This window comes from Klebsiella sp. C283, from assembly GCF_048822555.1.
Taxonomy (GTDB): domain Bacteria; phylum Pseudomonadota; class Gammaproteobacteria; order Enterobacterales; family Enterobacteriaceae; genus Klebsiella; species Klebsiella quasipneumoniae.
This window is the reverse complement of record NZ_JBMEZS010000012.1, coordinates 61,800-75,743: the sequence shown is the minus strand read 5'-3', so window position 1 is coordinate 75,743 and position 13,944 is coordinate 61,800. Positions and strand designations below refer to the sequence as shown.

Annotated in this window: 8 protein-coding genes; all 8 read right to left on the bottom strand. The window is 61.2% G+C overall.

The window, feature by feature from the left end:
* Positions 1 to 5: 5 nt before the first annotated feature.
* On the bottom strand, positions 6 to 626 hold the full coding sequence (locus tag ACOI7Z_RS22420) for a YfgM family protein (protein ID WP_023290633.1): 621 nt from the start codon (positions 624 to 626) through the stop codon (positions 6 to 8).
* Between the two features lie 34 nt (positions 627 to 660).
* On the bottom strand, positions 661 to 1,935 hold the full coding sequence (hisS, locus tag ACOI7Z_RS22415) for a histidine--tRNA ligase (protein ID WP_012540880.1): 1,275 nt from the start codon (positions 1,933 to 1,935) through the stop codon (positions 661 to 663).
* Between the two features lie 91 nt (positions 1,936 to 2,026).
* Entirely contained in the window at positions 2,027 to 3,148 is a 1,122-nt protein-coding gene (gene ispG / locus ACOI7Z_RS22410) for a flavodoxin-dependent (E)-4-hydroxy-3-methylbut-2-enyl-diphosphate synthase (protein ID WP_004201890.1), read from the bottom strand.
* A 26-nt stretch (positions 3,149 to 3,174) separates the two neighbouring features.
* Positions 3,175 to 4,167: a cytoskeleton protein RodZ gene (gene rodZ, locus ACOI7Z_RS22405; RefSeq protein WP_023290635.1), complete on the bottom strand. Its 993-nt coding sequence runs from the start codon at positions 4,165 to 4,167 to the stop codon at positions 3,175 to 3,177.
* 276 nt (positions 4,168 to 4,443) lie between these two features.
* Positions 4,444 to 5,610, bottom strand: a complete 1,167-nt coding sequence (locus ACOI7Z_RS22400; RefSeq protein WP_087848838.1) for a bifunctional tRNA (adenosine(37)-C2)-methyltransferase TrmG/ribosomal RNA large subunit methyltransferase RlmN — start codon at positions 5,608 to 5,610, stop codon at positions 4,444 to 4,446.
* A 290-nt stretch (positions 5,611 to 5,900) separates the two neighbouring features.
* The gene (ndk, locus tag ACOI7Z_RS22395) at positions 5,901 to 6,332 is read right to left on the bottom strand and encodes a nucleoside-diphosphate kinase (RefSeq protein WP_004144312.1); all 432 of its coding nucleotides are present in this window, start codon (positions 6,330 to 6,332) and stop codon (positions 5,901 to 5,903) included.
* A 160-nt stretch (positions 6,333 to 6,492) separates the two neighbouring features.
* On the bottom strand, positions 6,493 to 8,817 hold the full coding sequence (gene pbpC / locus ACOI7Z_RS22390; protein WP_087848837.1) for a peptidoglycan glycosyltransferase PbpC: 2,325 nt from the start codon (positions 8,815 to 8,817) through the stop codon (positions 6,493 to 6,495).
* The gene (locus tag ACOI7Z_RS22385; protein ID WP_087848836.1) at positions 8,818 to 13,767 is read right to left on the bottom strand and encodes an alpha-2-macroglobulin family protein; all 4,950 of its coding nucleotides are present in this window, start codon (positions 13,765 to 13,767) and stop codon (positions 8,818 to 8,820) included. It abuts the gene before it with no gap.
* Between the last annotated feature and the right edge of the window lie 177 nt (positions 13,768 to 13,944).

Sequence of the window (13,944 nt, the reverse complement as noted above, 5' to 3'; positions counted from 1 at the left end):
CCCTCTCAGATGGACAAATTATTCATTTTCATACGCATCATTTCGCTGAGCGCAGGAGAAGCATCGCTTTTCACGCCAGCTTCCCACGCCGCACGGGCCCCTTGCTTATCGCCTTTGCTCAACAGAATTTCGCCGCGCAAATCAGCCACAATCGCGGTCCAACCTTCGCCTTTAATGCTGTCGAGGGTTTTCAGCGCCGCATCAGCCTGCTTCATCTGCAGCTGAACGCGGGCAAGACGCATACTGATAACCGATTTCAGGTTATCATCAGACGCGGCCGCCAGCCCCTGCTGAAGCTGCTTTTCGGCGTTCGGCAGATCGTTCTGTTCAACAAAATGCTGTGCCAGCTCGAGAGAGGCGAAAGCGCCGTAGGTATTTTTATTGTCAGCCGCGAACTTCTCCGCCCCTGACAGCACGTCTGGCGTATTTGATTTCAGCGCGGAAGTCGCCTTTTCATAAGCCAGCGACGCGTCTCTGGCGGTATCCTGCTGATGGGAGGTCCAGTAGCGCCAGCCAACCAGCGCGCCAATCCCTAAAATCACCCCGACCGCCAGCGCTTTGCCGTTTTCGGCAAAGAAGCGCTTCAGCGCATCGACCTGATCGTTCTCGTTGTTAAAAGTTTCCACGCAGTCCTTCTCCTGACTAATAATTCCCGGGAGATTAACCCAGAAGTGTGCGCAAATGCGCGGCAACGCTCTCCTGCGTTACGGTAGTTTGCTCACCTGAGCGTAAATCCTTCACTACCACGTTTCCGTCAGCGATCTCTGACTCACCCACCACCAGGGCGATACGTGCGCCCCATTTATCGGCACGGGCGAACTGCTTCTTAAAGTTGCCGCCGCCGTGGTTGGTCATCAGTTTCACGCCGGGCAGCGCATCGCGAACCTGCTCAGCCAGACGCATGGCGGCGGACTGAGTATCGGTCCCGGAGGCTACCAGGTATATATCGACAACAGGATCGGCTTTAAATTCCGGATTCACTGCCTGGACCAGTAAAACAAGACGTTCCAGACCCATGGCGAAGCCCACGCCCGGGGTGGCACGACCGCCAAGCTGCTCAACCAGGCCGTCGTAGCGGCCGCCGGCGCAGACGGTGCCCTGAGAACCGAGACTGGTGGTCACCCACTCAAACACGGTGCGGTTATAGTAGTCGAGGCCGCGCACCAGGCGCTGGTTGACGGTATAGCGGATCCCGGCATCGTCAAGCAACGCGCAAAGGCCGGCAAAGTGGGCTTTCGACTCTTCGTCGAGATAATCGCCGAGCGCCGGCGCGTCGTTCAGCAGCGCCTGCACGTCCGGGTTTTTGGAGTCCAGCACCCGCAGCGGATTGGTATACATCCGGCGTTTGCTGTCTTCATCAAGCTTATCGGTAAACTGCTCGAGATAAGCCACCAGCGCGTCGCGGTAGTTGGCGCGGGCTTCCAGAGAACCGATGGAGTTCAGCTCAAGGCTGACATGATCGGAGATGCCCAGCTCACGCCACCAGCGCGCGGTCAGCATGATCAGCTCCGCATCGATGTCCGGCCCCTGCAGGCCGAAAACTTCGGCGCCGATCTGATGGAACTGGCGGTAACGGCCTTTCTGCGGACGCTCGTGGCGGAACATCGGCCCGACGTACCACAGGCGCTGTTCTTGATTGTACAGCAGACCATGTTCGATGCCGGCTCGTACGCAGCCCGCCGTCCCTTCCGGACGCAGCGTCAGGCTGTCGCCGTTGCGGTCCTCAAAGGTGTACATCTCTTTTTCAACCACGTCGGTCACTTCGCCGATCGCGCGTTTGAATAACGGGGTCTGCTCTACAATCGGCAAACGGATTTCGCTGTAACCGTAGCTACCGAGCACCTGCTTCAGTGAGCCTTCAATGCGCTGCCAGAGAGCGGTTTCGCCCGGCAGATAATCGTTCATGCCACGGATGGCTTGAATGTTCTTTGCCACGTTTATTCTCTTTATATATACAAAAATGAACCCCGGCGCCTCGCGCCCGCAGGTTCAATCATACACGGGAAGCGTATCGCTTCCCAACACGTTATTTTGCTTCAAGCTGTTGAACGTCAATCCGACGGGCTTCATCGAGCATCGAGGCTTTGGCGCGGATCCGCGCTTCCAGCTGGTCGATCATGTCGTTGTTGTCCAGGCGATCTTTACGCACGCCGTCTTCATACAGGCCGCTTTTCTTGTTGCCGCCGGTCACGCCGAGGGTGGAAACCAGCGCTTCGCCCGGGCCGTTCACCACGCAGCCGATGATCGAAACATCCATCGGAGTGATGATATCTTCCAGACGTTGCTCCAGGGCGTTTACCGTCCCGATAACGTCAAACTCCTGACGCGAACAGGTCGGGCAGGCGATGAAATTAATACCGCGGGAACGAATACGCAGCGATTTGAGGATATCGAAGCCGACCTTGATCTCCTCCACCGGATCCGCCGCCAGCGAGACGCGCAGCGTATCGCCGATCCCTTCGGACAACAGCAGCCCAAGACCGATCGCCGATTTCACCGCGCCGCTGCGCGCGCCGCCCGCTTCGGTGATCCCGAGGTGCAGCGGTTGATCGATCTGTTTCGCCAGCAGGCGATAAGACTCTACCGCCAGGAAGACGTCGGAGGCTTTAACGCTGACTTTAAACTGATCGAAATTGAGGCGATCGAGATGATCGACGTGGCGCATGGCGGATTCGAGCAGCGCCTGCGGCGTCGGCTCGCCATATTTTTCCTGCAGATCTTTTTCCAGCGAGCCGGCGTTAACGCCGATGCGGATCGGGATATTTTTATCGCGCGCGCAATCTACGACCATGCGGATGCGCTCTTCGTTGCCGATGTTGCCCGGGTTGATACGCAGGCAGTCGACGCCGTATTCCGCGACTTTCAGCGCAATACGGTAGTCAAAGTGGATATCGGCGACCAGCGGGACGTTGACCTGCTGTTTGATCAGTTTGAACGCCTCGGCGGCGTCCATCGTCGGAACAGAGACGCGGACAATATCCGCGCCCACGCGCTCTAACGCTTTGATTTGATTTACGGTTGCCGCCACATCAGTGGTGCGCGTATTAGTCATTGACTGAACGGCGATGGGAGCCCCATCGCCAATTGGCACATTACCAACGTAAATACGTTTAGATTTTCTACGTTGAATCGGAGCCTGGTTATGCATGAAAAATCTCCCGCGTTACCCGTCTGTTACTGCGCCGGTGATGATTCGGCATTAAGGGTCAGACGCGCAACCTGGTTAGTTCTGATAAAACGACTTAAATCGACAGGCTTGCCCAGATACTGGATCTCTACCGCAGCCGGGGCGCCAATTTTCAGCTTATACGGCGCCTGACCGCTCAGGTTCAGGTTGCCGCCTTTACGCTGCAGGCCGCTGAACAGTTTTTTGCCGGTGGCATCGCTCACTTCCAGCCAGCAATCGGCGGAAAAGTTCATCACCAGATCCTGCGCCGCCGCCGCCGGGTTCGTCACGTTCGCCTGATCGGTCGGCAATGGCGAGGCCGGGGTAGCCGGCGCCGTCGGCGCCGCGCCTGCGGTATCGACATTGGCCTGGGAAGGCGCGACAACGGCGTTATTGTCCGCCGGCGTCTGGGCCGGGGCGCTGGTGGTCGGGGCGCTGGCGGTATCGGTTGGCGCGCTGTTCGCAGCGCTATCGGCGGTCGGGGCTGCCGGGGCGCTGGTATCCAGCGGCACGCTCTGGCTGCTGGTGTCGCCGCTGTTAAGCTCAGCGGAAGACTGATCGGCCATGGTGGAGATCTCTTCCTGCTGCGCCTTATGATCTTGCCACCACCAGGCGCCGCTCAGGCCGATAACCACAAACAGCACCAGCCAGGTGAAGCTCATCAGCCAGCCGTCGCGTTTTTTGCGACGTTTACCTAAAGAGAAGCTCTGCATTGGCGCGACTTTCGCCGCGCGGATGGGCGCTTGCTTGGCCATCATCGGCAGCAGCTCGTCTTCCGGGATATGTACGAGGCGAGCATAGGAGCGGATGTACCCGCGCAGGAAGGTGGAAGCGAGGTCGGCAGGCGCCTTATCGTCTTCAATATCACGAACCGTGGACACCTTCAGGCATAAGCGTTCTGCCACCGCTTGCTGGCTAAGTCCGAGTTGTTCGCGGGCGTGACGCAGACGCGCGCCCGTGGTGTTTGCTTCTTGATGATCTTGAGTGGCTTCAGTATTCATTCGCTACAACTACTGGTACGTGAAATTTAAAGTTCAGCGCGGGAAAAAGCCGGCGCCGCGAGACATCTGTGGTACGTCAGCCTCACAGTATAGGACTGTCAGCCGCGCGATCACAGAGACGAATCAAAATTGAATGCTAAGCGGTTGTTGTGCCGCTACATACTGCCTCAAAGTCGACAAAAACGCACCGTAATTATTAACCGAATCAGCGTATTTCGCCTGGCTATTGGTCATAAATATGACCCGTGCCGCCTGCGCTGCACGGGCCATCATTTGTCAGACCGCTTTTACGTCAATCGCTTCGCCCTGCATCCGCTTACGCAGCGTGCGCTTGGTACGGTCGATGACGTCGCCCGCCAGCTGACCGCAGGCGGCATCGATATCGTCGCCGCGCGTTTTACGCACGATGGTCGTAAAGCCGTACTCCATCAGGACTTTGGAGAAACGGTCGATGCGGCTGTTGGAGCTGCGGCCATACGGCGCGCCCGGGAACGGGTTCCATGGGATCAGGTTGATCTTGCACGGCGTATCTTTCAGCAGCGCCGCCAGTTCGTGGGCGTGCTCGGTGCCGTCGTTGACATGATCCAGCATCACGTACTCGATGGTCACCCGGCCCTGGTTGGCGTTGGACTTCGAAATATAGCCGCACACCGAGTTGAGGAAGGTCTCGATGTTGTACTTTTTGTTGATCGGGACGATTTCGTCACGAATGGTGTCGTTCGGCGCGTGCAGGGAGATGGCCAGCGCGACGTCGATCATATCGCCGAGTTTATCCAGCGCCGGCACCACGCCGGACGTCGACAGGGTGACGCGACGTTTGGAGAGGCCAAAGCCGAAATCGTCGAGCATGATTTCCATTGCCGGAACGACATTGTTGAGGTTCAGCAGCGGCTCGCCCATGCCCATCATCACCACGTTGGTGATCGGACGTACGCCGGTGGTCTTCACCGCGCCGACGATTTTCGCCGCGCGCCAGACCTGGCCGATAATTTCGGAAACCCGCAGGTTGCGGTTAAAGCCCTGCTGGGCGGTGGAGCAGAATTTACACTCCAGCGCGCAGCCTACCTGGGAGGAGACGCACAGGGTGGCGCGGTCTTCTTCCGGGATATAGACGGTCTCGACACGCTGATCGCCAACGGCAATCGCCCATTTGATGGTCCCGTCGGTTGAGCGTTGCTCTTCAACCACTTCCGGGGCGCGGATCTCCGCCACTTCTTTCAATTTACTGCGCAGGACTTTGTTGATGTCAGTCATCTCATCAAAGTCGTCGCAGCAGTAGTGATACATCCATTTCATCACCTGATCGGCGCGGAAAGGCTTCTCGCCCATGTTTTTGAAAAACTCGCGCATCTGCTGACGGTTTAAATCCAGCAGGTTGATTTTGGCATCTTTGTTCGGCACCGTCAGAGCGGCGGTATCAGGCGTGACAATTTGTTCAGACATAATGTTTTCCGGCCTCGTTATTACACGTTATGGCCCCAGGTGGGTTGAAAAAGAAACGCCCCGGAGAGCGACAGCTCGTCCAGGGGCGCTATATTCTACAAATTCTGGCGCATGGAAGCCATGCCTGCACGTAGTCAATGATAAAAAAATCGTAACCGTGTGCTTAATCCTCTATGGCTTTTCGATTGTCGCAAGGCGGCAAGCAAGTGAATCCCCGGGAGCATAGATAACTATGTGACCGGGGTGAACGCGCGTAGCCAACGCCGCGACGGTCGAAAAGACGACGAGGATTAGCGAGTGCGCGGGCAAACCTCGCCTTCAGCAAAGAAGAACGCGATTTCGCGTGCAGCGGATTCTACAGAGTCGGAACCGTGGGTGCCGTTCTCGGTGAAGCTGTCAGCGTAGTCAGCGCGCAGGGTACCCGCCAGGGCGTTTGCCGGGTTGGTGGCGCCCAGCAGGTCACGGTGACGCTGAACGGCGTTTTCGCCTTCCAGGACGGAAACCACGATCGGGCCGGAGGTCATGAACTCAACCAGACCGTCGAAGAACGGGCGACCTTCGTGCTCAGCATAGAAACCACGAGCCTGCTCTACGGTCAGGTGCAGCATTTTGGTGCCGACGATTTTGAACCCTGCAGCTTCAAAGCGGGAAAAGATGCTGCCAATAACGTTTTTTGCCACCGCGTTTGGTTTGATGATGGAAAAAGTACGTTCAATAGCCATGATTACCTCTAATTAAATGTTCTGTTGTTGCGCATACGATCGTATGGCCTGGCGCGCATTATAATGAGCATCCCCGCCCCTGCCTACGGCTGAAGGTAACATTTTGTTAAAATAAGATGAGTATTGAAAACACAAACCGCCAACAACAAATTTACCCTGGTTATTGCAGGGTAAAACGCGCGGCCGCCGTTTGTCCTGCCTCGTCCATCACCACCAGCTGCCACTCGCCGGGCTTATCCAGAGTTAGCGTGGTTCTCGCGCCGGCGGCATCTATCGGCTGGCCGTTGATAAACCACCAGCGCCGCCCTTCACCACCGCTGGTTTGCAGGGGCAACATCACCCGCGCCTCCCCCGGCAGACGTTTAATCACCGCCCCCTCGCGGACCCCGGAGAGCACCAGCGGCGCGGCATCCTGAGTTTGCAACGGCGGGCATGCCTTCGATACCGGCCCCAGACGCGCGGAGCGACGTTCCCCCGGCGGTAGCCAGGGATCCAGCGGCAGCGGCCAGACCTCCACCACACTTTCGCGCGCCCCGGGACAATCCGCCGCCACCCGTTCGCCGTGTTCATTGCGCCACACCGGGAAGCGGATCCCGCGCACGCCCTCCTGCCCCGGCAGCAGCAGGGTCGGCGGCTGGCTATCTTCCAGCAGCCAGCTGGCCAGGCGACGACGGCAGTTGCTGTCGCCCGCCGGCAGCGCCTGGCCGCCGGGCCAGCAGAGCGTCCCGCGGCTAACCGTTGCCGGTCGCGGATCGACCGGCAGGCCACCGCGGCTCATCGCCGGGCGGGCGAGCAGCAGATTATTGACCTGATTGAGCAACGGCACCGCGCTGGCGAAGCCAAACTGCCCCACCACCGGCGTACCGTCCGGACGCCCGGTCCAGATGCCAATCAGATAACGCGCATTGAGGCCCACCGCCCACGCATCGCGATACCCGTAGCTGGTGCCGGTCTTCCAGGCCAGCGGCACCACTTGTGGGAGTGAGGCATCGGGAACCGGCTGCGCTTCGCCGGCCAGGATGCGCCGGACGATCCACGCCGCCCCCGGGGATATCAGCGCCCTTTCCACCAGTGGGTCTCCGGGCGTCATGCGCAGCCGCGCCGCCTTCCCGTGGCGGGCAAAGGCGCTGTACGCCGCGACGATATCTTCCAGCCTCGCCCCGGCGCCGCCGAGGATCAACGACAGATTCGGCTCGGCGCCAGCGGGCAGCATCAGGGGCAACCCGGCATTGCGCAAATTCGCCGCGAAACGTTTGGGCCCGTAGGCTTCGAGCACCTGGACCGCCGGCAGATTCAGGGAGCGCACCAGCGCGTCGCTGGCGCTCACCGGGCCGTGAAAGCCGCTGTCAAAGTTACCGGGGCGATAATCGCTAAAGCGCCGCGGCACATCCTGCAATAACGACGCCGGATGGATCAGCCCTTCATCCATCGCCAGCGCATAAATAAAGGGTTTCAGCACCGACCCAGGCGAACGGACCGCCGACGCCATATCAATGTGGCCAAAGCGACTGTCGTCCGTAATATCCGCCGACCCCACCCAGCCGCGGACTTTCATATCCGTGTGGTCGACGACAACCATCGCCAGCGAACTGCGCGGCGGGAGGCGCGACTTCCAGTTCAGCGCCAGATCCTCGAGCTGCCGCTGCAGTCCGGCATCGAGGGTCGTCACCACCTTTTCCTCACGACTGGTCGCCAGCACCCGGCGGGCGAAGAGCGGCGCCAGCTGCGGCATCTGCCGCGGAAACAGCCACACCGGCTCCTCCATCGCCTCCTTTACCGCCAGTCTCGGCCAGACGCCCTGGCTGACCATGCGCGCAAGGACTTTATCCCGCGCCGCCTGGGCCCGCTGCGGCCAGCGGTCCGGACGTAAACGGCTGGGCGCCTGGGGCAGCACCGCCAGCAGCGCCGCCTCGCCGTAGCTGAGCTGCGCGGGCGGCTTGCCGAGATAAGCCCAACTGGCCGCGCCGATCCCCTGCAGGGTGCCGCCAAAGGGCGCACGGTTCAGATACAGGGTCAGGATTTCGCTCTTTGACAGATGCCACTCCAGCTGCAGCGCCCGCCACAGCTGGCGCAGCTTACCGCCGAAAGTGCGGGGGTGGGGATCGAGCAGGCGCGCCACCTGCATGGTGAGGGTACTGCCGCCGGAAATGACCCGCCCGGAGGTGAGATCCTGCCAGGCGGCGCGCACTACAGCGAAGGGATTGACCCCCGGATGGCGCCAGAACCAGCGGTCCTCATACTGAATAAGCGCCTGCAGATAGCGCGGCGACACGTCGGCGAGAGTCACCGGATAACGCCAGACGCCCTGCGCGTCGGCAAACCGCCACAGGGGGGTCCCGTCCTCCGCCACGACCACCCGGGCAGGCGTGACGTCATGCAGCGGCAGCGGCCACAGGCGATCGGCGGTCAGAACCGCCAGCCACAGCAGAAAAATAAACGCCGCCAGCCAGCGCCAGCGGCGTTTTACCCGATGCACTACGCGCATTTACGGCGTCACGGTGAGCGGACCGCTGGCGGTCCCGGTCGCCCGCCACTGCGGCACATACATCGATTCCACCTGCGGCTGCGGGACCTGGTAGGTGCCCGGCGTGACCGCCCGCGCCAGGTAGACCAGCGTCACCGGCTGACCTTCATTGACCGCGACAGCGGCGACGAAGCGGTCGTCGCGGAACTCGATATGCTGAATATCGGCCTGCTGCATCTGGTTAAGAAGGTTTTGCACCGCTTCGCCATTCTCCTGCAGGCTGGCGCTGCTGTTGGCCAGATTCTGGTTTTCCAGCTCGAGTCCCGCCGGCAGCAGGTCAACCACCAGCGCGTCAGGCACGTTGCGTCTGGCGGTCACCTCCAGCTTGACCAGCACCAGTTCGCCGCTGCGCAGCGACGACAGCGACTTCTGCCGCCCCTGGGTATCGAAAACGGCGCGTTCAATTCCCAGGACGTTGCCGCCCGGCTGCGGCGCGCTTTGCGGATAGCCGCTGCTGTCCAGACGCAGCCACAGCGGTTGACTGCCGGTGTTGCTCACCTGCAACGTCGCCAGCCGATCGCCGTCGAGGTTACGGGTTTGCGCTTTATCGCCGGCCAGCGGCTCAGCCTGCAGCGAGGTTTGCGCCTGCCAGTCGCCCGGCAGGTCGGCCAGCGTGCGCCCGGCAAGGAACAGAGCATTGGTTTCCTGGGTCGACAGCCAGCGCTGGCCGTAGGCCTCTTCCGACAGCATGCTCAACAGCGTGTTTTGCGCCTCCGGCAGCAGCTTATTCTCTTCCAGCAGCGCCAGCTTCAGCGCGTCATCGCGAAGCGGGCTACCGTAATCGCCCAGCCAGCGATTCTCATCCTGGCGCGGCGTGGCAACCGCCAGCTTCATGGCCTCATCGCCGCGCGGCGCATCGCCCATGGTTTTCAGCGCAATGCCGAGCTGCAGCAGCGGCAGGCCGGAGCGCGCCTGGTCGTGACGGCTCCAGATTTCACGCAATGCGCCGAGCGGGGCTTTTTGCTGACGCGCCAGCACCAGTGCGGCGTATGCCTGAGCGGCAAAGCGGCTGGCCTGGGCGTCGTCGCTGTAGCGCACGGTCATCAGCCCCGGCTCCTGAAGATAGCGCAGCAGGCGTTCGTTACCTTTATTAATGGCGTTGACCGGTACGCTATAGCCCTGCTCGCCCGCGCGAACAAGGAAATCCATGGCGTAAGCGGTCAGCCAGTACTCTTCCGGCCCCTCTTTATCCCATAGCGCAAAGCCGCCGTTTTCCAGTTGCATCTGCAGCAGGCGCGAGATCCCGACATCGATTGCCGCGCGACGTTTTTCGTCGCTGTCCCCGCTGATGCCCAGCGCTTTTAGCTGCGCCGCGCTGGTATACAGGGACGGGAACAGGCCGCTGGCGGTCTGCTCAAGGCAGCCGTAAGGATAGGCTTTCAGGTCGCGGATATAGCGCGCGAGATTCAGCGGCGGCTTGCCGCTGAGCAGCAGCTGGCCCTGCAGCGTCTGCGGGGCGAAACCTGCCGATTGCGCCGCCGGCGCCTGCCAGCTTTCGCCGGGCTGCAACACGGCGCCGCTGTTGACGGTCTGCGCCGGGAACGCCGGACGAACGCCGATTTTCCACTGCTTCTGCAGCGGGGCGAAGGTTTCCCCCGGCAGGCTCAGGCCGCTGATAGTGGCGCTCACCTGGCCATCGCCAAAGCCCGGCAGCGCGCTCACCGGCACAAACAGCGTGCTGCGCGCCCCCGGCGCCAGCTGCACCGACGGCAGTTGACCCTCGGTCAAGGTCACCAGTCCGCTGGCGGCAAGATGTACCTGCAGAGTTTGCGGTTTATCGGTCAGGTTGCTGAGATCCAGCGCCAGACGGGTGGTGTCGCCGCTGGCGAGGAAGCGCGGGGTATTCAGCTCGGCGATGACCGGGGCGGCCACCACCACTTTGTCTTCGCTGCTGCCGAAGTCATCCGCCGTCCAGGCCTGAGCCATCACCCGCAGCTCGCCGTTAAAATCACCGATCGGCAGCGTCACCGTCCCTTCGCCCTGATCGTTCAGCACCACCGGCTGCGCCTGCTGGGCGATGATGGTCACATGGTTAACTGGCGGTTTACCGCCACGTTTTAACTCGTCGCCATCGCCGCCGAAGCGCAGACTGGCCACACGCCCCTGCCCTTCAATCACCTGGCCGTAAATATCATAAATATCCGCCCCATAACGTTTCTGGCCGAAGAAGGCGTTCCACGGATCCGGGGTGGCGTAATCGGTAATATTCAGCACCCCGCTATCGACAGCAGAGAGCAGAACGTTAACCTGCTTCGGCGCCTCTCCCTCTTTGACGCTGGCTTTCACTTTCACCGTCAGCGGCTGGTTGGGGCGCATTTTATCCGGGGCCTCCAGCGCCAGCGTCAGGCGACGGTTTTCATCGCCCAGCGGCAGATGCAGCAGGCCCACCGCGCGTTTCGGCGTCGCCGAGCGGGATTTATCGCCGGGGCGAACCACCAGCGTGCTGAGGTAGAGGTCGTGGCGATTCCAGGCGTTATCCACCGGGATCGACAGGTCCATCCCCTCGGCGGGTACGTCAATCTCCTGCCACCACAGCGGCCCTTCGCTGGATTCCACCATCGCGTAGCCTTTACCCGCCGCCGGGGCGGCGATGTGCAGCCTGATGGTGTCGCCCGGCTTATAGCTCGGTTTATCCAGCTTCATGGTGACCCGGTCCGGGCGCGCTGCGCCGGTGCCTTCGCTGTTATCCTGCCAGCTGTAGCCCGCCCAGAAGCGCACGCTGCTGACGACATCGTCCGGTCCTTTCACCTCCAGGCGATAGGAGCCCCACTCTACCGGAAAGCTCACTTTACCGATCTGGCCGGCCTGCAGATCCAGCGACTCCTCGCCCTCCTGCAGATCTTTTTGATCGAACTGCGACTGCCAGCCTTCGCTATCGGACCAGTTCCAGTAATAATCCCGGCGCTCGCGGATCAGCCGTACCTGCAGGCCGGAAACGGCTTTTTTCTCGCCTTTGGCGTCGGCATAGACGATATCGAACGCGGCGTTGCTGTTTTCATCCACCACCGGCTGCTTCACCGTGGTGTCGGTGCGGTAGTCGTAAACGTCCTTCAGGGTAAATTGCGGGCGGATCCCCGGCAGCGCCTCGGCAGGCCAGATCGGCTGCTTAACCGTACGGGTGACCGGACGCCCACCGGACTCCAGCAGGCTCGCCTGCAACACCACCTGCAGCGGCGAATGGCTATCCTGCCACTGGCTGGAGGTGGTCACTTCGCCATGGCCTTTTTCATCCAGCGTCAGCTGGACTTCATCAAGGCTGCGGGAGAGATTTTCTTCTGCGATATCGCCGAACTCAAAGCCCGGCAGCGCGGCGACGGCGTCGCGAAGCGGGCGCAGGAACAGTTTGCCCTGCAGCGGGTTGCCGCTGGCCGGCGCGCCGTAGAGATAAGCGCCGCTGACGTCAAAGGCGACATCGGCATTCGGCGCGACCGGCGCCGCCTGCGGCGTCAGCTTCAGCGCCATGCGTTCCGGCATAAAGTCTTCGACGTGGAAATCCCACTCGCGGGGCTGGTTGTCGCCGGTGCTGGCGCGAATGCGCCACATGCCGGTGGCCGCGCCGCTGTCGAGCGGATAAGTAAACTGGTACAGGCCGTTAACCGGTTTGCTCATCACCGAGCGGATCACCTGGCCATCCGGCTGGACCACCTCCAGCTTCACCGGCTGTTCCGCCAGCGGCTTGCCATCGCTATCGCGCAGCAGCGCATTGAGGATCACCGTTTCGCCCGGACGATAGAGATCCCGTGGGCCAAACATAAAGAACTGTTTGCTGAAGCCAGGCGCGCCGGCAATGGAGAACTCCGCCAGATCCAGCGCCGGCAGTTTGAGGTCGAGCAGCGTGGTCTGTCCCTCTTTGCGCGCCAGCAGCAGCGCGGCTTCTTTATCGGTTTGCAGGGTGACGTGGCCCTGGCTATCGCTTTTCGCCTGCGCCAGGGTCTGCCCTTTGGCGTTGAGCAGCTGGACATCGATACCAGACTGGGCGGCGCCGTTTTCCAGGCTCTGGGTAAAGACGTCCAGCCGGTTGTGGTAGCGATGCGCCGACACGCCGATGTCGCTAAGGGTAAACAGCGTCGCCGCGTTGCTGTAGCTATAATGACCCGCCGGGTTCATAACCGCCACGTAGACGCCAGGCTGCTGGAGCGGCTTGATGTCGCTCAGCGGCAGCAGCAGCTTTTCGCGGGTATTGCGCGCCGGATTGAGGTCAAAGCGGCCGCTGTATACCAGATCGGCCATCTTCAGCAGCTCGTCGGATTCCCAGTTGCTTAATGAATTGCGGTATTCCCACTGGCTGACGAAGGCCGAGAGCGATTCCGGCTTAATGCGGAAGAAGTTCACGTCGACGTTATCGACGTTCAGCGCCATCACCGGCAGACCGGCGATCACGTTGCCCGGCAGCAGCGAGCCGCGGCTGGCAAATCCGACGCTTGGCGCGATATCGCGGGTAGTCAGGGTCTTCTCGAACGGTTTATCGAGCGTCGCCTTGTTCAGGGCGGTCAGCGTCGGGTCGACCGAGACAATCAGCTCGCGCTTTGGCTCAAGGTGACGCAGACGCAGCTCTTTCAGGTTCGGCGCCAGCTCCCAGGCGCCATCTACCTTACCGCTCTTCTTATCCACCAGGTGCACGCTGCGGGAGAAATCCTGGTCCGGCTGCAGCGGTACGGAAAAGGTCAGCACCAGGGTCGCGGCGCCATCCAGCTGCACCTCCGAGGCGTCGAGCAGCGTCAGCGCTTTGTCCTGGCTTTTTTCCGCCAGCGCCGCCAGCTGGGCGCTGTCCGGTTTTGCCGCCGCGCCAGGGCCGCTATCGGCGGCCGGCGTCGGGGCCGTAGCCTGCGGTGTACCGCTGTCATCACACCCGGTTAATGAAAATGCGGTAAGGAGCGCCAGTGACAGCGCCGCTAAACGAAATGGTTTCATCCTTCTAACCCCTCGGCCGGTGGGCCTGATGCAAATTATCACTTTTTATTATGCGTTAAGGCGGCGCTTCTCAACAGTGATGACGCGGGTTTCTGCCGATTAATCAGAAAAGTGCCGTGACGTCGTCCCCACTCTGGCGTCCTTAACTTGTCAGCACCCGATAAAACGCCGACAATT